The organism is Photorhabdus asymbiotica (assembly GCF_003634575.1).
In the GTDB taxonomy this organism is placed as follows: domain Bacteria; phylum Pseudomonadota; class Gammaproteobacteria; order Enterobacterales; family Enterobacteriaceae; genus Photorhabdus; species Photorhabdus asymbiotica.
On sequence record NZ_RBLJ01000008.1, the window covers coordinates 1 to 19,862 of the forward strand.

General features: G+C 42.9%; 15 protein-coding genes and 2 pseudogenes. 15 read left to right on the forward strand and 2 right to left on the reverse strand.

The window, feature by feature from the left end:
- Both BDD30_RS22890 and BDD30_RS22895 read right to left on the reverse strand, forming a co-directional pair.
- The coding region (locus BDD30_RS22890; protein WP_121302823.1) for a RepB family plasmid replication initiator protein at positions 1 to 954 on the reverse strand (954 nt) is incomplete at its 3' end.
- 1,913 nt (positions 955 to 2,867) lie between these two features.
- Complete coding sequence (locus BDD30_RS22895; protein WP_012776195.1) at positions 2,868 to 3,146, reverse strand: hypothetical protein; 279 nt, start codon at positions 3,144 to 3,146, stop codon at positions 2,868 to 2,870.
- 373 nt (positions 3,147 to 3,519) lie between these two features.
- Here BDD30_RS22895 and BDD30_RS22900 point away from each other — a divergent pair.
- The 15 genes and pseudogenes from BDD30_RS22900 to BDD30_RS22965 form a co-directional block, all read left to right on the forward strand.
- Positions 3,520 to 4,011: pseudogene (locus BDD30_RS22900) on the forward strand (hypothetical protein); the annotation flags it as partial.
- A 129-nt stretch (positions 4,012 to 4,140) separates the two neighbouring features.
- Positions 4,141 to 4,458, forward strand: a complete 318-nt coding sequence (locus BDD30_RS22905) for a hypothetical protein (RefSeq protein WP_041383155.1) — start codon at positions 4,141 to 4,143, stop codon at positions 4,456 to 4,458.
- A gap of 125 nt (positions 4,459 to 4,583) precedes the next feature.
- On the forward strand, positions 4,584 to 4,808 hold the full coding sequence (locus tag BDD30_RS22910) for a hypothetical protein (RefSeq protein ID WP_121302827.1): 225 nt from the start codon (positions 4,584 to 4,586) through the stop codon (positions 4,806 to 4,808).
- A gap of 6 nt (positions 4,809 to 4,814) precedes the next feature.
- The gene (locus tag BDD30_RS22915; protein ID WP_012776191.1) at positions 4,815 to 9,383 is read left to right on the forward strand and encodes a tape measure protein; all 4,569 of its coding nucleotides are present in this window, start codon (positions 4,815 to 4,817) and stop codon (positions 9,381 to 9,383) included.
- A 9-nt stretch (positions 9,384 to 9,392) separates the two neighbouring features.
- Positions 9,393 to 9,725 carry a phage tail protein gene (locus tag BDD30_RS22920; protein WP_012776190.1) on the forward strand — a complete coding sequence of 111 codons (333 nt, stop codon included), beginning with the start codon at positions 9,393 to 9,395 and terminating at the stop codon, positions 9,723 to 9,725.
- A 45-nt stretch (positions 9,726 to 9,770) separates the two neighbouring features.
- Positions 9,771 to 10,469: a phage minor tail protein L gene (locus BDD30_RS22925; protein ID WP_012776189.1), complete on the forward strand. Its 699-nt coding sequence runs from the start codon at positions 9,771 to 9,773 to the stop codon at positions 10,467 to 10,469.
- Positions 10,466 to 11,260: a C40 family peptidase gene (locus BDD30_RS22930; protein WP_012776188.1), complete on the forward strand. Its 795-nt coding sequence runs from the start codon at positions 10,466 to 10,468 to the stop codon at positions 11,258 to 11,260. The genes BDD30_RS22925 and BDD30_RS22930 overlap by 4 nt, the downstream gene beginning before the upstream one ends.
- Entirely contained in the window at positions 11,253 to 11,882 is a 630-nt protein-coding gene (locus tag BDD30_RS22935) for a tail assembly protein (RefSeq protein WP_012776187.1), read from the forward strand. The genes BDD30_RS22930 and BDD30_RS22935 overlap by 8 nt, the downstream gene beginning before the upstream one ends.
- A gap of 82 nt (positions 11,883 to 11,964) precedes the next feature.
- Entirely contained in the window at positions 11,965 to 16,200 is a 4,236-nt protein-coding gene (locus BDD30_RS22940; protein ID WP_231849255.1) for a phage tail tip fiber protein, read from the forward strand.
- A gap of 61 nt (positions 16,201 to 16,261) precedes the next feature.
- Complete coding sequence (locus BDD30_RS24860; RefSeq protein ID WP_269450482.1) at positions 16,262 to 16,393, forward strand: hypothetical protein; 132 nt, start codon at positions 16,262 to 16,264, stop codon at positions 16,391 to 16,393.
- 335 nt (positions 16,394 to 16,728) lie between these two features.
- On the forward strand, positions 16,729 to 17,559 hold the full coding sequence (locus BDD30_RS22945; protein ID WP_012776185.1) for a KilA-N domain-containing protein: 831 nt from the start codon (positions 16,729 to 16,731) through the stop codon (positions 17,557 to 17,559).
- A 7-nt stretch (positions 17,560 to 17,566) separates the two neighbouring features.
- Positions 17,567 to 18,178 carry a recombinase family protein gene (locus tag BDD30_RS22950; protein ID WP_012776184.1) on the forward strand — a complete coding sequence of 204 codons (612 nt, stop codon included), beginning with the start codon at positions 17,567 to 17,569 and terminating at the stop codon, positions 18,176 to 18,178.
- A gap of 192 nt (positions 18,179 to 18,370) precedes the next feature.
- Positions 18,371 to 18,696 (forward strand): annotated as a pseudogene (locus BDD30_RS22955) (hypothetical protein).
- 70 nt (positions 18,697 to 18,766) lie between these two features.
- A complete protein-coding gene (locus BDD30_RS22960; protein ID WP_012776182.1) occupies positions 18,767 to 19,078 on the forward strand; it encodes a hypothetical protein in 312 nt (103 codons plus the stop codon).
- Positions 19,078 to 19,659: a hypothetical protein gene (locus BDD30_RS22965; protein ID WP_121302825.1), complete on the forward strand. Its 582-nt coding sequence runs from the start codon at positions 19,078 to 19,080 to the stop codon at positions 19,657 to 19,659. Before BDD30_RS22960 ends, BDD30_RS22965 begins: the two co-directional genes overlap by 1 nt.
- Positions 19,660 to 19,862 lie beyond the last annotated feature (203 nt).

Here is a 19,862-nt window from a genome sequence, read left to right on the forward strand (position 1 = left end):
TTCTCGCGTAAGTTCAGTAAGAATTGATTCTTCCTGAGTTTCCTTTTTCCTCTTAAACGAACTCTTAGAAGATTTAAGCGCTTTGAGTTTTGGTCGCCTTGCATGAACGATGAAGTAAACGGAACTACCACGCTTAATCTCGGTATAATCCAGATAGCCAATGCCTTTCAGCTGCTCCATTGCCTTGCGAACTATCGCGTTCTGCGTTGTGACTCGAGATCTGAGGTTTAAACGCGCCCGTAAGCGTGCCAGTGAGATGGGAGCGGGACTAGGAGGTAAACTCTCGATGTAGGTATACAGCGCTTGAGCGCTCTCTTTTCGGCCTAATTCGTTAATTGCTCTAAGCTGGAGCAATACCTTACGGTCGAACTGATATAACTCAAATATCTTCGGATCAGCTTGAATAGTAACCGTATCTTTTACCATATCGTAGTAAGCCGATTGCACAAGATGGGTGTGATATGACTTGTTCTGACTGCTGAATGACAGAGTGTTGGTTGCAATCCGCCTCAGAGAGGCCCCCAAACGCTCTCTAAGACGTTTTGAGGACCTACTTGATGGGATACCACAGAGTTTGATGAAATCGACGAAGGAGAGCGTTACAGCGTCTCCTATGACCTTGTGCTTTGCAAACGAGTGAATGATGCCAACCCACGTTTTAAAATCGTTATCCATATCGAGCCTGGCACCAGTGATATGGATATTCTCATAGCCTTCGGTTTTGACAATGGCCAACTGTCTCAGTTCCGCCGTGGCGTCCATCGAGGACATCTCACCTTGGTGTCCTCGTTTCGTAGATTTCAATGTGGGGACAAAAAGCCCTAATCTCATCAGAACGACTGGTTGAACTGTATTGCTGGTATTGGGAACGAGGTTAATTACCTCACCAGTCCCTTTTTCAACTTCCCAAAACATATCACTCATGTCATTGTTTTCATTAAAATTTTCAATCATTTTTTACTCCTGAATTCACTTATACACGATCTCATAACAACGAACTCACTCACCATGATAATCTCTGAGATTAAACCTGTGGATAATATTTAATAAAATAAATTTTATCCATTAAAAACATGAACTTAATTATACACAACCAAAGGCGTATTTACTCTCCATCGAAGTCGGTTTTTCTTTTCAACGAAGTCCTTTTTGCTCCTTATCGGAGTTTTCCTACTCTCTATCGAGGACATTGACCCCCTTCAAAGCCTTGTGCCAGAAGGGCTGGAAGGGTACGGGGATCTATTAGGGATCTATTAGGGATCTATTATTGGATCTACCCTGTGGAAAAAGTGGATAATTATGCTTATCGAGCTCTAATTCCCAACCAAATTGCATTGCAGTAGAACCATACAACAACCAGTAATTAAAACCGCACATTGATAAGTCACTAATAACTTACTATTATTTGGTATCCTTTATTTGTTTATCGTGATTCTGTTTAACATCACTGCACTAAATTTAGATAAAAACCCTTAGCGCCTTAACCGGCGCTTTTTTATAAATTCGATATATGTTTTTTTAAATAAAAAAAATAGATTTATATTCTGTTTAAAAATTGTTCATCAATTAATGAACAATTACATGACATTTATTGAAGGGTTTTCAGCAGGTATCACGTTCCTACAATCCATTCATCTAACAACAATAATTTAAACAAAGTTGGAATATCAGAACATGAGTCGCAACAACAACTATAAGAATTTAGGGTAAGTCAGAAATCAACATAACTCATTGATTTTATTGAGGTGGTATTTTTAAGACAATAGTTCACTATGACCTTATGGTGGCATGGGGTTAGGGTTTTACCTTCTTAAGCCTTCTCTTCCCTACTAGACTAAGTCTGAGATATCCCAAATCTTAACCGAGAACCAAAAGCATTAAAAAAACTGAGAACTTCCTAATCCACAAAACCTTAAAGTACAATCTAAAACACAGTTGACGGTATGCAGAACCATTTATAGGGATGGTCGCCCCGGCATTCGTACAGCTTTTACATTGAATCAGTTTCAGAATTCAAATGTGATATGAGGTCCCTTTTGACAGGCATACCGGCTTAATAGTACGAGTAGGATCTTGCCACCTTGAACCTGCTTTATCCTCGGTCGAAAGTTATCCAACTGTGAGTTTCTGCCTTTGTCGTCGATAATCAGTCTTAAGCGCAATTAGTCTGTTATCCGGGGAGGGGCGCTACAACCTAACCTACCTAACCTACCGCTGTACACTTGGGCAGTACGTGAACAGCTAAACGGAGAGAACTGACCGGCCAATTCTATTTGACATTAAATATGTATTCAATAATCGTTTACTTAACACATATGACTATGAGTGTCTTCAAAACAAAATAGTTATCATTTGTATGAAAAGCAAACAATGTAAATTTGAACCAACTAATTAACTAAATTCTTATAAAACATATTAAATATAACTACTTATGTTAATCTATAACCTTAATGCCTATCATCAAAATCTACCTAAAACTCTTTTACCCTTATGAGTAAAAACAATAAAATAAGTAAGTGGTTATTGATTTTAAATGATAGATCAGCATATACTAATCATGCCATGGAAGGCGAATAAACGGTCATACACTGTTGTCTCAAGGAAGAGACTATTTTCAATGGGAGGTTCAACCTCCCGATTCACTGCGTATTGAATAAAACATGGTTAGATAGCAAAGTAATAACGATAAGTTTTAGGCTAAAATCATTTAAGAGATCTATTATTTACTCATATAAATGTAATATATGAAATATCAAGTAATTAGAAATTACTACTGACCTAAAGCCTAATTTAATAAGCCTTCTTACTTAGAGGAAAAACGATATAGGCAAGAGAAAGCTAGACAATTACCTATATTAATTTGCATGTCAGGATTTCTTATCTAGATTGGCAATCAGTTCATTCATTTGTACTTGTGTAATTCGACCTTCTGAAAGCATTTTTTCAAGCTTAGATCTTGCATTATTGGCTGAAACCAAACCTTTTGTATAATGGTCAAAATCAGCAAGTGTCATATTTTCCAAAATAGCATTTAATATCATATCAAGATTTGGCTTTACGGTATGAGAACGAAGTCGAACTCGACAATCAGCTAAACGTTTATGAGCTTTTTCGCTAACTCTGAATTGAACTACTTTAGAATTCATCAATAAAAATCCTTATAAAAAAAACTAACAATTAATTCTAACTATCAAGCAAGCAAAAAGGCAACTCAATAACTTCTGGTAACAAAATCAGTTGTTGCTTTCATAACTTCCTTTTAGTTGACGGAATAAGGTGGATAGACGTTAATAAGGCTATTATTAAAACGCTTTTTCGTTTATATTAGATGGAGTAATTTCTCTGAAGTTACGTAATGTCGAACAGCGCAATGGAAGTGCTGAGCGCAAGAAATGTTGAAGCTGGAGGAGTCCACTTCAATTTTATCATAGCACTCAATCTACCGATCATGACTTATCATGTAAGGGTGATATATACGATTGAGTTTAGTTGTTATGACTTAATAAGTAAGGGATTACAATGAGTAGCAAAGTAGAAAACATCAAGTTAGGCGCTTGCGCCGTAGGTTTTGACTCCGTTGATATGGGTTACACCAAAGGCGGAGTAGAAGTTGAAATCGCAACTGAAACCCTAAAAGTCACCGTTGACCAATTCGGCCAGACTACTTTGTCTGAGTTGATCCAAGGTCGGAATATCAAAGTCACCGTACCACTGGCAGAATCTGAACTTAACCGCTTAGTTAAACTGATGCCAGGAAGTACTTTATCTTCAGATGGCAATACCTTATCTATTTCTACCGGTATGGGAGTAAATCTGGTAGACGTTGCGAAAGAATTAGTATTAACACCTCAAGACGGTACGGACTTCGTACTGACCCTTCCTAAAGCCGCTACGGCTGGTAATTTCACTATGGCCTACAAATTTGATGATGTACGTGTATACAACGTTGAATTTACTGTCTACCCAGATAGCGTTGGCGTATTGGGTAAACTATCTAAGCAGGTAAAGTCTGAAGATAAAAATCTAGCAGAATAAGAGATAGACACTGACTAAAACACCGTTGACTAACGTTAATAAGTCAATAGTTAATTATTGTATAGTATGGCTCTCAGGAGCCGTACTATTTATGGAGAAATAAAAATGACCAAATTGTTAGATTTGGATGCAATTCTGCCACCTGTCAAAAGTGTGAAGTTTGGTGGCAAGGAGTTCCCTATTGTCAACATGACCGTTGGCTTATTTGTCCGTATTAAACAAATGGAAGGTCAGGATCTGACGACCAAATCTCCTGCCGAACAAGTTGTGATGTATGCAGAGATGGTAAAGCAACTCTTGCCTTCCATTGATGATGAAATTCTTGGTCGTATGACCGTTGAGCAGTTGCAGCAGATCTTCAATTTTGCCATGGCACAAGTTGAAGAAGAAAATGAAGCCGCTGCTGGGGAAGAAGCAAAGTAATTACCCGCGACGAGGCTGGAGTTGTCACTATTTCTATCGACTTCGGCTTCTATTTCAGTCGTGTTGTTGCTCATTACTCAATTCCGCCCGAAGCGATTCTCAACCTGCCACTTATGACTTTCTGGATGTTCAGTAGAAACATCGACCGGTTAAGAGCCGAAGAAGACATTCGACTCTTTCAAGTGGCTAGAATCGCACAGGCAGATGCAGACAGCAGTAAGGCGTTTGTTGAGGGGCTACAGCACAGACTTGGAAAACCTGTTGTTACGAGTGCGGTTTACGACCCAAGTTTTGCTAAAGCCGATCCTAACGCCAAAGAACAATTGATGAAGATTTTCGGTGGAGGATGACAAGGAATGTCAGAGAACATGGAGTTTAAATTGTCACTGGACAACAAGTCGTTTACCGCGAGTATCAACAGCGCGGGCAAATTGCTTAAAGCGTTTGGTGATGGTGCGAAGACTTCTGCTAAATCAATAGCAGTAAGTGAACGCGCCATGAATTCATTATCCCGAACCTTCCGGGTTTTGAATAAGCAGCTGCTTGATGGTGAGAAGATTGCGAAAGATATGGCGGCAGGCTTTCAGCTTATGGCGGAGCGTGGTAAAAATGCTCAAGTCCAAGTTGTTGGTTTGAACGCCAACCTTAAAACACTACAAACACGTCTGGAAGGTGTCGAAAGGACGCTCGACAAGACCACAAGTGCTATGAGTGTATTTGTCAACCAGTCGCATCTTGCTAGTCTGGCTGCTAAAAATATAGGGTTGAATGCTAAACAAAGCTCTGATGGTTTCTCTTCCCTTAACACCCATTTAAGTCGTACAAATCACATGTTGCAGAGCTGGAAGGGTAGTACATCTACCGCTGTTGGTGGCCTGAAAGCTATCAACAACCAGCTCCGTGAGATCGCAAATCGTGAAGCCCAAATTACTCGTACTCCGTTTCGTGTTTCTACTTCCCCTGTTTCTGGGGGTAATAGAAAATCAGGTGGAAACGATAGCGGTGGCAGATCCATTAATTCAAGCGGGGAGCATAATAGCAGTACCTTTAATGGATTGGTTGGTAAAGTGAGTGGAACTGCTCAAACTGCGAAAGATATCTTTATTTCGTGGCAACAGCCTATTATCGAAGCTGCGGCACAGATGCAGAAAATACAAATTTTGCTGGAAAGGATTAATAAGTCTGCTGCTGATCCGAAAGCTGCCGCTCGCCAGGACATGGATTATATCGTCAACATGGCAAAGACAGCGCCATTCTCTATGGGTGCGTTGACTGATGCCTTTGTAAGGTTTAAATCGGTTGGACTTGATCCTACTGATGGCTCCATGAAGTCACTGATAGATTCAGTTGTACGATTTGGAGGTGACAGTGCATTGTTGAAACGTTCAGCCACTGCGATTCAACAGATGTCTGCTAATGGTGTTATTTCCATGGAAGGGCTTCGTCAGCAACTAGGTGAAGCTGTTCCGACTGCAATGCAAGCAATGGCCAATGCGTCTGGTGTGACGTTAGCAGAACTGACCAAGCAGATATCTACAGGTACCGTTGAAGCGGAATCTGCGCTGAAGCTGTTGTTCATTGGTTTGGAAGCACAAAACAAAGGTGCAGCCAACGATCTGATGGTGACCTATACCAGTGCACTGACACAGTTGCAAACCTCATTTACGTTATTTGCTGACAATATCGGTAAAAGCGGTTCTTTAGAATCCATGACTAACGTCTTCCGCGACCTCACTAACTACATGAATAGCGTGGATGGCCAGAAGATGGCGATGAATATTGGTGAGAATCTATCCTCTGCGATTGAAAGCCTGCGAACTATGGCAAAGTTCGTAGGTGACAACATCGGCCTATTTAAGACGCTGGCAGAAATTATTGTGGCAGGTTTGGGTTTTTCACTGCTCAAAAAAGGTATTTTGAGTACCGCTGGCGCTGCCATGGATATGGGTAGGGCCGTGAAGAATGGCTTTAGTGTGATTAACTCAGCCGGTGTCGCTGCGGTCTCAACGGTTGGGCGGATTTCTAAGCTAATCAGTGAATTCGGTGCAAAAGCTACGCTCATTATTGGCGTAGGCGAAGCAATTAAGATGGTTAGAGCGGCATGGCTAAGCTTCACGGCAGTTATTATTGCTAATCCTGTTGGTGCCGCGATAGCAGCTATTGGTGTCGCAATTGCCGGCTTAATCTCCATCATGACGATGTTGCGGGATAAGACTGAGGAAACCGTTACCGAAATCCGCAAAATACCTGCTGCTATGACTGCCGCACAACGAGCTCAGGTCAAAGGTAAAATTAACTCTCTCAACGGTAACATCGCGGAGGATGAACGGATACTCAGAGCGATGGGTGACCGTGATAGCTATGTTGAAAACTATGGTCTTGGGGCAAGAGTTCACAATCGTAAGGCGGTAGAAGAACGGATTGCAGCCAACAAAACGCAACGCGATATATACACCGAAACAATCGGCATGGGTGACAAAGCGGTATATGAGCAGCTGGCCGCTGATGTGATTAAAAATCGCCTTGATAAGATTGATGTAGGCATAGCTGCGGGATTAGCTCAATACGATAACACAACAGCGAAAAAAGCCGCCGCAGAGCGTGTTGTGCTTAGCAACTCTAAGCTATCACCGTTAGAAAAAGAGAAGGAAATAGCGCGGATCAACGACAATGACCGCGCGGAGAACTTGAAGCCGTACACTGCTGCAATTAATGCGACTACCAAGCATGTTGATAGCCTGGCGGCTGAAGTGACGAAGTTGACTGAACAACTGAAAGATCCAAAGTTAAATACCGATGAGCGATCACGTAAACAGGGGCAATTAGATGGTCAGGCGAAAGCCTACGTCATAGCCAAAAACAAACTAGAAGAGTTGCAGTCGACAGCCAATAATATCTCTCAATCTCGTTTCGGTACGCCTTTTACAACGGGAAAGAAAAGTACTGGTTTTGGCATGGACCCGAAACTTGACGAAAAGATGAACAAGTTGTACCTGAGCAGTCTTACCGACTCTGGAGTGAAACCACGAATAAATGCTAGTGGTAAGGTAATGACTGACCTCACTGGCGATATGATTACGGGTGACAACCAGCTTAAAGTGGATCAAGAGATACGAGAAATCTATAGCGGAGTGACGCGCCTTGATCAACTAACAGCTGAGCAGCAGAAGCAAGTTTCTGAAACGCTGGCGAATGCCAAAATTAAGGACGCAGAGAGAGCGGCGGATGCGGCTGTTTCTGCATCCAACAAAGAGACTGCGGCCATACGCAAAACGGGAGCAGAACAGCTCGAGTTGGTAGAGGGTTACCGGAAGGCATTAGATAAGGGTGCCCAGTTAACCAGACAAATGGGGTTCAGTACTGAGGCCACAGCAACATTCGATCAGCAGATTAATGATGTTACTCAGAGCCTAACAAAACTGGCGAACGCGACACCGACCAGTTTGATTACTCCAGAAATGATTGAACAAGCGAATACTCAACTTTCTTTCATTCAGAATAATGCTAAAGAGTTACGAGATCGTTTCAATCGTGATGCGGTTAATCAAAATATTCAGAAGTTTGCTCCGTTTACTGAAAATGTTATCTCTGCGGGTTATACGCCAAGCCGTGAAGAGAAAGGTAGGGAATTCAACGAGAATTTCAATCGTAGCTTGTCTTATCTGCAAGGGGAAGCCAACAAAACGCAAGACGAAGATATGGCTAAACTGTACGAGCAAAAAATCACGCAAATGCTTGCAGCTCGTAACAAAGCGTTTATTCAGTCTGCGGGCACTGCCTCTCAAAATTTGGCGGTTCAGTATGCAGATGTGGCGAGTCAGGTAGAGAAAGCATGGGCGGGAACGTTTGAAAGCCTGACCGATCATCTCGTGGATTTCGTGAAGACCGGCAAATTTAACATGACCAGTTTCGCCGACTACATCACCAATCAGATGTTGCAAATTGCCGTGAAATCCATGGTGGTTGAGCCGCTGATGGGGGCTTTAGGCATGGGAGCCAATCCTAACGGTCAGGGGCCAGGACCACTCAGCAATTTGATGAACGGCTTCATGGAGGGAACGACGGGCGCAAACGTCAGTAATCAGTCTCTGATGGAAACTGTGCCTGGAGCGCCTCAAGATGATTCATTGGGTGGCGTAAAAGCTCCTGTGAAATCATTAACGTCTTCCATGATGGATTTGGCTTCTTCCGGCGTAGATAGGTTGAAAGCAGGATTTGCTGCACTAACATCTAGCTTCGATTTTAGCTCCATGGCTGCGGAAAAGAATGCGACTACAACCAACGAAGCGACGAAATCTACCTGGATGTTTTCCAACACGGCGACGGCAGCAATTACCGCTGTAGGCGCGACAATTGCCTCGTTAGGGGCGGCGACCGGTAATAAGTGGATGGGATACCTTGGTGCAGCCGTCAGCGTTGTTGGTATGGCTTCATCGGCTTATAGCGCGATGTCATCAGCAGGCTGGCTTTCTTCTGGCGGCGGGAATGCTGTAGCAGACGGCACTAAAGGAATTCAGCTCCGCCCTACACCTGACCAGTTTCAGGTTATTACCCCTCATGCTAATGGCGGTGTCTTTGGACCTGGTGGCGTAGTTTCACTGGCTAAATATTCCAAGGGAGGCATTGCCACTAGCCCACAGCTTGCTTTATTCGGTGAAGGCGATATGAACGAAGCCTATGTACCACTACCAGATGGCCGCACGATCCCAGTCACAATGACCGGTAATGTTAGCGGTTCTGGTGGCGATCAGGTAAATATCGCTATTACGGTGCAAAATTATAACGATGGTTCAAGCAACTCATCTGAGGATGGAGATAACGGCTCTCAGTGGAACGAAATGGCTCGTAAAGTTAAGGCAGTTGTTTTGGATACGTTGACCTCAGAAAGTAGACCCGGTGGTATGTTGAACAATACGGCTAGATAAGGAGGAAATATGTCACGGAAGGCATTTACTTGGCATCCAAAGTTTGATTCACAGAAAGAAATGACGCCATCCGTCACGATGTTATCTTTCGGGGAAGGTTATGAACAGCGCGTTACCACAGGACTTAACTGGCGGAGACAAAGCTGGAGTCTTGAATTTGAAGGTTCGTGGAATGAGGTCAGACAAATAGAAGATTTCCTCTACGATAGAGGTGGAATTGAATCATTCAACTGGACATCGCCGGAGAAAGATAACTTTGTCGTTGTATGTGATAAATATCAGGTTAAGCGCGGACGGGGAGTGTCTACTCTAACCGCAACATTCCGACAAGTATTTGAGTAACACAAAACGCCCCTGGTAAAGGGGCGTCTTCAAGGATGAAGAAAAATGGAAACAATTACTTCAGGTATTCAAGCCCTTTCACCATCAGCATTAATTGAACTATTTGAGCTGGATTTATCTGTTACGAAGTCGGGCGGCAAGTTGTTATTCCATGCAGGAACTAATGAACTTTCTGAGCCGATTATTTGGCAGGGGAAAACTTATAATCCGTGGCCGATTGCGGCATCTGGGTTTGATAAAAATGGTCAGGGAAAATTGCCTCGCCCCAAGATGCAGATTAGTAATTTCGATGGCATTATTTCCGCTGAAATTCAGGCTAACGAGGACCTCATTGGTTGCAAAATTATACGCAAGCTAACACTCGCGCGTTTTCTGGATGCCACTAATTTCAAAGATGGCAACCCAATGGCAGATCCGAACCAACATTTTGCTGATGAAATCTGGTTTATTGATCAGAAGACCTTTGAAGACCGCGACATAGTGGAATTTGAACTTGCCTCAGCGTTTGACTTAATGGGCGTGCAATTACCGAACCGTCAAATTATTAAGAATTCTTGTCAATGGCAGTACCGTAGTGCCGAATGTGGTTACACCGGGCCTTATTTTGATAAGGATGATAATTTGACGACAACACCTAGTGCTGATTTTTGTACTAAACGGCTTTCTAGTTGCCGTGCGCGGAGAAATTATTTTGCCGATGGCATCATTGCATTCGGCGGATTTCCGGGAGCGAATCGCGCATGATCACCAAGGACATGATTGGAGAGAAGTTGCTTAACGATATGCGTCAAGCAGCTTTGCATGCCTATCCGAATGAAGCCTGTGGTTTGTTAGTCAATACATGTGCTAACAAGTATGAGCTAATTCTATGTCGGAATGTCTCGGATGAGCCTGAAAATTTCTTCGTGATGGATGCAGACGATCAGGTTGCCGCGGAACAAATGGGGCAGGTTGTTGCGGTGTGGCATTCTCATACCGACGGCGACAACCAAGCGAGTGAGGCCGATCTTGCAGGCTGTGAAGCATCTGAAATCCCTTGGTTTATCATCAATATCAGCAAGAACTACAATCCTGAAATTGAGGCAGAGTTCCGGTTTAGTGATATCAATGTGATAGAACCCTCAGGATTTGAGATGCCCTATGAAGGACGTCCTTATGCTTTTGGGGTGTTTGATTGTTGGCTACTTTGCCGAGATTATCTCAAACGTGAATTTGGCATAGAGATGGGAGTATGCCTTGATCTGCATATTCCGTCGTGGTGGGACAAAGGGATGAACATTCTGCATGAAAATTATGAGTCACAGGGGCTGGTGCGCCTTCCTGTGGGAACTCCTCCGCAGCGCGGAGATATTTTTTTCATGCAGATGGGAAGCAAAATGTCTGATCACTGTGCGGTTTACATTGGTGATGGGATGATCTTGCATCACCAAATAGACAGATTGAGTACAAAAGCGATTTATGGTGGTATGTATGAAAAACATACGACACACCATTTAAGACACAAAAACTTGATGGAAGGGATTTCTAATGAGTGATACGGATAAAGAAAAAGCTCATCTGGTCACCGTTGAACTGGGCGGTGTATTGGGAAAACACTTTGGAAAAATTCATCGTATAGCTACCGATACGGCCAGGATGGCTATCAATATCATCGACTGTAATCGTCCAGGTTTGCTGTCTTGGATGAAGGTAAATGCAAAAAAATACCAGAAATATCATATTCGTATTGAGCGCGAAGATGGACAGACTTACGACTTAAGTAACGAAGAATATCTGTTGGAAAGTAATGGTCGTCTGAAGTCTATTCGAATCACGCCTATTTACCGCGGCGCTGGCCCGAAAGTCTTGGGTGCGGTACAGGTTGTTGTTGGGGTTATCTTAATGACTGTGGCCTTGGTTTCGGCAGAAGTGACTGGCGGGGCATCATTGGCGATGTTTTCAGCCGGTTTCTCCATGGTATTCGGCGGTATAACGGCGCTCCTTTCTAAACAACCTACCAATAAAATGAGTAGTGTCGATCACAAAGATTCTTATTACTTTGATGGCCCGCAAAATACGGTGTCACAGGGCAACCCTGTTCCACTTATTTTTGGAAAAGAGGTATTGGTTGGTTCGCAGATTATTAGCGTGAAAATGTCAGTAGACCAAATGATGTAATTTTCTCTACGACTGGTGTAATAACTCGTCGTGCTTCTTTTAATTTGTATATTAAATAATTATCTGTGATATGGAGATTACAGTGAAAACAAAAGAAAAGCGTCTTTTAGCAGGGGCTGGCGGCAAGAAAGGAGGCGGATCAGCACGAACACCGGTTGAGGCTCCAGATAACGTTCAATCGAGGTCATTAGCATCGATACTGGACCTATTAGGAGAAGGTAAAATAGGCGGTCTTGTTGATGGGGGAAAATCCATATTTCTCGATAACGTACCGCTATTGAACCCTGACGGCACAAGTAATTTTAATGGTATCACTTGGTGGTTTCGTGATGGCTCTCAAAATCAAAGCGTTATTGAGGGATTTGATGCCATTGAGACGCCAAAAGATGTTGGTGTTCGGATAAAAACAACGTCACCTCGTACAATACAAATTGACAATGATGATGCGGATCAGGTTCGTATCATCATGATGTTTCCGAAATTAGCCAATACTGACCGCAAAACCGGCGATACTTACGGGGCAACCGTAGAGTTCCAATTTTCTTTAGCTGTTGGGGATAAGGGCTTTGAGCCAATTACCCCTGTTGGTTATAAGTCACCGGTTATTAATGTCAGTAAGAAATCCAGTGGTAAACATTATCGGGAATATTTGTTCGACCTGCCTAAGCCGGGAACAAATTACCGTATCCGTGTTGATCGTCTGACCCCTGACAGTAAGACCGATTATGTGAATGACCAAACCTGGATGAGTTCATACGGTGAAATCGTCAATTCCAAGTTGGCTTATCCTAACAGTGCCTTGGTTGGTATTCGTATCGACTCACAGCAGTTTGGCAGCTCAATGCCGTCTCGGTCATACCTGGTCAAAGGATTGGAGATCCGCGTACCATCAAACTATCGGCCAGACACGAATACCTACCACGGTGATTGGGATGGCACATTTAGTCCTCAGGTGTCGGATAATCCGGCATGGATTCTCTATGATATTTTGACCAGTAAACGCTATGGGCTTGGCCAATATATTCAAGAATCTATGATCAATATCGCGCAACTGTATCAAATCGGGCGATATTGCGATCAGGAAGTCTCTGATGGGTTTGGCGGGTTGGAAAAGCGTTTTTCTATTAACACCGTCATTAACTCTCGTGGTGAAGCTTATAGGGTGTTACAGGACATTACTTCTGTCTTTCGCGGTATGATTTTCTGGGCGGGGGGGATGGTCAATATCATGCAAGATAGCCCGTCTACACCGATTATGCAGTTCACTAGCGCTAATATCATCGGCAAAGTGTCTTACAAAGGCACGTCGCGGAAAGACCGTTCAACCGTAGCCATGATCACTTACAACGACAAAGACGATCTTTACAAACAGAACATTGAATACGTTGAAGATCGTGAAGGTATTAAGCGTTTTGGCATCCGCAAGACAGAATCCGTCGCATTCGGTTGTACCAGTCGTGGGCAAGCACATCGTGTTGGTCTTTGGACACTGTACAGCAACCGAATGGAAACTGACTTAATTACCTTTAAAACAGGTTTAGATGCGTCACTTCTTATGCCCGGCGAATTGGTGAAATTGCAAGATAAATTTCGCTCTGGTAAACGTAACTCTGGCCGTGTGAAGAGCTTCACCGCGAACAGCATCACATTAGACGCACCAGTTAAGCTGGAACAAGCAGGCAACTCTATTTCTTTCCTGAATGCTAAAGGGAAGATGATTGATCGCAACCTGATTGAAGGCACCGGGGAACACACAACGGTGACATTTAAACAACCGATTAGTGAAGAAGAAACCCCCGTTCCTTTAGGTATATGGACGATTACGGAGCCTAATCTTGAGCCGATGATTGTTCGTATCTTGAGCGTCAATCAAGGTGAAGAAAAAGGTTCATTCGATATTGTTGGGGTGCAACATAATCCGACTAAGTTTACAGCGATTGACCAAGGGGCAAAGTTAACGCCATCGAAGATAACGGCCCTCGACCCTACTTTCTCTAAACCAGAAAACCTGATGATCACAGAGGGAACTTACCTTTCATCACCGGGTAATCTATCTGTGAAATTGACCGTAAGCTGGGAAGGTAAATCACCCTCTTATATTCTGCGCTGGAGACGTTCTGATGTTGTTGAAGGTTGGAAGACAATCGAAGTAACGGAAGAACAGTATGACATTCTGAGCGTGGCTGAAAATGGTGAGTACGACATTGAGGTATACGCTATATCAATGACAGGTCGTCGTACTGCAACTATCACTACGACTTACAAAACACTCGGTACGATGACACCGCCGAACTCACCGAGTGCTCTGACTGCGATAGGGGATTATCGTCAAATTATCTTGAATTGGTTAAATCCTGATTCTATCGACTTGGATAAAGTTAACGTCTATGCCTCTAAAATTAATGACCTATCGTCATCAGCTTTAATAGCTGAAGTTGCATCATCCACTTTCACTCACAGCGGCATTAATGACGATGAAACTTGGTATTACTGGGTACGTGCAGTCAACAAGCGAGGCATGCTCAGTAACCCTAACTCCAATTTGGGAACAGAAGCGACGACTAAAAACGTCCTTTCCTTCTTGAAGAACCAAATAACTAAGAGTGAGTTAGGACAAGAATTGCTAAGTGATATTGATGGCAAAGCCACCAATGAAGCGGTGGATTCTATCAAAGAGTCTATCGATGAGTCGGTTAAGAAGTTGGATGAATCCGTTACGGGTATTTCTGACTCATTTGCCGATATGGAAGAGGCTCAGAAAAAGTTAAAAGAGACGGTAGACGGTACCCAAAGCAAGATTGATAAAGCTTTGGGTGATGTCAATGACTCTGTCGCCAAAGTGACGACCTTGCGGGAAACCGTAGAAAAACAGAGTGAGTCTATCGCTGGAACGCTAAGTGCTGTCAATGCGGCTGTGAGTAGCAATAAAGCGCAAATCGCCGCGGAACAAGAAGCGCGTGTGATGGCTGACGAAGCTTTGTCTAAACGTGTCGATTCTATGAAATCAATCGTGGACGAAGGTCAATCCAGTATCCAGAAAATGCAGCAGACGGTTTCTGATGTGGAGAAATCAACTGCGGGTGTCACGAGTAACATCGAAGCAATAGCTAAAGCTAATATTGACCTGGCATTGCGTCAGCATGAGGACGTCAAGAAACAATCGGTAACCAATGCGAAAATCCAAAGTGAACAACAGACTATTGCTGATAGCGTTTCCGCAGTTTCTAAGAAAGTTGACCTGATCAAAGCTGAAATAGGCGACAACATTGTTGCTCAATTAGCAGAAGAGAAGGAGGCCCGAGCCTCAGCAGACGAAACCCTATCTAAGCGGGTTTCTAAGCTCAGTGCTGAGATGGATGACAACATTAAGGCGTCAATCATTGAAGAATCTAAGGCGCGGGCAACGGCTGATGAAGCTTTATCTAAACAGATTACCGCGTTGAAGTCAGAGGTAGATACAAATATCAAGTCAGCAATTAAGACGGAATCTGAAACACGAACAACTCAGGATGTGGCTCTTGCGTCTCAGATTTCATCTCTGAACGCTGAAATGACCAACAATAAAGCGGCTATCAATACAGAAACACAAGCCAGAGCAAACGAAGATCAGGCTTTGAGCAAACGGATTGACTCTTTGACCGCAGAAATGAACAACAACGTCAAAGCAGCAATCAATTCAGAAGCTAAAACACGAGCTGACGCTGACACGGCAGTATCTAACACCGTTAAGGCTTTGGAAGCGAAAGTAAATGATGTTGCGGCTTCTGTGACAACCGAATCCCAGGCGCGGGCAAGTGCGGATAACGCTTTAGGGAAACGAATTGATTCAGTCAATGCCAAAACTGATCAGATGTCGGCAACCGTTCAGCAAACATCAAAGGCGGTAGCTGATGTAAATGGCAAGCTATCAGCATCATGGACATTGAAGATGGAGACGTCAGGCAAGAACAATGTCAAATATGCGGCTGGTATGTCATTAGGCATTGACGGCGGTACTTCTCAATTCCTTGTTCGCGCTGACCGATTTGGTTTGGTCAATTCAGTTGACGGTAAAATCACGACGCCTTTTGTTGTGAACAATGGTGTTACTTACATGAATGGTGCTTATATTCAGGACGGCACCATCACTAACGCCAAAGTTGGCGATTTACAATCGAACAACTACGCTGCCGGAAAAACAGGATGGCGAATCAGCAAAGGCGGAGGCTTTGAAATTAACGGAAACACGAGCGGCGCGGGTCGGATGGTTATCTCAAACAACCGTATTGATGTTTATGATGAAAGGGGTGTATTGCGCGTTAGGTTAGGGCTTTTGTAATTTTAAGTGGCTTCGGCCACTTTTGGATTCATATTTTATATTTTTAATAGGGAGAAAAAATATGTGGTACAGGGAAGGTACTGCCTCATTTAAACAAGGTCACCGCATTGTCACCGGTGAAAACACGCGTTGGAATCAGACCAAATATGGTGTTCTACCAGGTAGGCTATTTTTTGTATTAGTCACGACTTGATCCGACAATTTCGGTATAACTAAAGTCCCTTAGTGTATCTTCCATGTCAGGATTAAGATTTGATTTTAATTGCTCACAGATACGCCTCCTCTCATCCGATAAACATCGTCCAATCAAATCCTGAAAAGTACTGTACGCAGGAGCAATGATCTGATTTTTATTCTTAATATGGCAGGGCTACATTGAGTATGTCACTTTATCTTTTTACTTCTACCTTTAATAGACATAGATTTATATACAGTTTATATTACATTTTTCCATCTGTATTTAAGCTAGAACAAGGCTGTCATTTAAACTTCGTTTAACTGACACATCAAAAGTGAGAAGAAAGGTTTATGGCGCAAAAAATTGATGTCCGAGGTATAAAAGTCTCTGTCTTTTCCGACAAACAAGATGACTATATATCGCTATCAGACATCGCTAAGTACAAAGATGGTGACCGCGGTGATTACATTCTGCAAAACTGGATGAGAAACCGCAGCACCATTGAGTTTATCGGTTTGTGGGAACAGCTACATAATCCTGATTTTAATTCCATCGAATTCGATGGATTTAAACATGAAGCGGGCGCAAACAGTTTCTCTCTCACGCCAAAACGCTGGATCACAACCACCAATGCAATCGGGTTCATCTCGAAAGCGGGCAGATATGGCGGAACTTATGCGCATCGGGATATTGCTTTTGAGTTTGCTTCCTGGATCAGCGCGGAGTTTAAGCTCTATCTATTAAAAGAATTCCAACGGCTCAAACAAGCAGAAAATGAACAGAAAAATCTGGAATGGAATGTTTCGCGCACTCTGGCCAAGGTCAACTATCATATTCATACAGAGTCAATAAAAACGAACATTATTCCCGCTCTGGAGATTAACCCAAAAGCAAGAAACTTTGCTTACGCTAATGAGGCCGATATATTGAATCTGGCTTTGTTCGGCAAGACAGCCAGTGACTGGCGTAAAGAGAACCCGGAACTAAAAGGCAATATACGGGACTATGCCACACTGGAACAGCTTGTCGTGTTATCTAATTTAGAAAGCTTCAATGCTGAACTTATCGGGCAAGGCCTCTCTGCAAACGACAGGTTCCAAAAGCTGAATCGCGTTGCGGTCAGTCAAATGGAGATCCTGATAGAAAACAAATCCATTGAAAAACTTAAACAATTAAAATAGGTCGTTCATGCGAATTGGATATACCCGTGTCTCCAAATCTGATGGAAGTCAGGTGCAGGATCTCCAACTGGATGCTTTACTTGCTGCCGGTGTCAATAAAGAAAACATCTATCAGGATGAAATATCCGAGAAGTCAGACAAACGGCCTGGATTGGATGCCTGTTTGAAAGCCCTCAGGCCTGGCGATGTGTTAATGGTATGGAAGCTTGACAGGCTTGGCCGAAGCTTAAAACACCTGGTTAACACTATCCATGATCTTGCGGATCGAAAAATCGGATTTAAGGTACTGACCGGGCAAGGTGCAGAAATTGATACGACGACGGCCAGTGGCAAATTGGTCTTTGGGATTTTTGCCGCGTTGGCCGAATTTGAACGGGAGTTGATCAGTGAACGAACAAAAGTAGGGCTGGCAGCGGCCAGAGCAAGAGGACGTGAAGGCGGACGTTCTTTTAAACTCACAAAATCTCAGGTTCGCCTGGCACAAGTTTCCATGAAAAGTAGGGGTTGTAGCGTATCTGAATTATGTGAAGAGCTTGGGATTAGCAGACAGGCTCTCTATAAGTATGTAGGGCCAGATGGGGAACTCAGAGAACACGGCAAAAGAGTATTAAAATCTTAGCGCTAACTGAGTACCCATTTTTTTCCTCATCAACTTTGAACCCTATCGGGGGATGGGCAAAAATAGCCAAGTTGAAAAAACTTGAGGGAAAAACCATCCCTGTGGAAGATTTAACATAAGTAAGTAATTACTTATATGCTTTAAAATGTTATAAACTCCCCACCCCGATTTGACTGTGACATGGAGGTTAAAATGTCGAACGAGGTGGGAAATGTGACACCGGAGATGGTGGAGCACATTGCTAAAATTGTCGCCAGGGAAGTAGTAACAAATTTAAAAGGCGATCTTACTGACAAAATAGGCGCTGAAGTAGCCAATCAACTGAAAAACTACTTCGGTGATATGACAGCAGCACAACATAGTATTCAACACGCAAACTTAGAAAAGTTGCTGACACGGCTAGAAAGTATCTCCAGCGGGTTTTTTGATGGGATTATCTCAAAATCACGTCAATTTTAACTGTAGCTCTAATTTTAGGGTTAGCCGCTTGGGGGATGAAAAATGGATTTGGAAACTGAAAAAGAGAGGCTAGGATGGCAACTCCAAGAAGCGCCGCAATAACCTTGGCAACATCGAACGAGGTTTGCCATGGCAAATAGCGGTTTGGTCATTAACAACAGTAAAGGCAAGCCAACAATTAGTATAACAGACCGAGTTGGCCGTTATGTCGGTAAACATGTTATTGACAGCGCAAAAGTTAATTCTCGTTTTAAACACACATTTTCTCACCCAGAATTGGAGCCTTATGGCGAGTTGTTCTATTGGATTAATCCTAATTTTTTTTGGAGTGAAGCAAGTTATGCGTCAATAACTATTAGTGGTTCTAACATTCATGCTGACATTTTCATCCCAGATATGATAAGCCAAGAACCGTTTATTATTTATTATGGAGTCAGATAATGGTTAATCATGGATTTCAATTAACAGGCGATCACGGCATCTTTCAGATTGACGGTACTCACCAAAATATATGTCTTGCTGATGTCTTTTCAGTACAGGGAACAGGGGGAGTCGTTTATGATTCTGCCGACGTTGATTCAGGACGTATTACAAAATTACCCCTAATTTCTGCAAATACCAGCACCATCATTGCGATTGATTGTGATAATTGGGCACAGATAAGTGCTGACTCAATGATACAGCCAATACACGCAGCAAAGGTTAATGCTAAAATTTATGCCTTTAGTGATAAACCTAACAATTGGTATAAATCTAATATGGGTCTCAGTATTCGAAATGATCAAAATATTGAGGTTTACAATTCCAATTGGGCAATTATGAAAATTGTTGATGTATTCAATATCGGTTACGTTGAAAGTTGGAGTTATAAGATTCCTGCGGGTAAAAAATATGCCTTCGTTGTGCTTAGTGGGAATATAGAAGTCTCTATTCATAATCATGATGGAGAAGTTCGTAATCATTTCTACCGCCGAGTCGGAAATCTGTTTGAAATTATTTTATGGCATATTCAAAATTCATAAGTTATGCGAGTCGCATGCATCATGTTATAAAAACCCTATATCAATTATTGTCATAGATGTGGCAGATCTATGATTTGAGACAGATTATGGTGGTTCAGGACTAGCCGCCAAGGGCATGAAAATGAAATCTGGAAACTGACAAAGAGAGGCAAGGATGGCAACTCCAAGAGGTATCCGCAACAACAATCCCGGCAACATCGAAC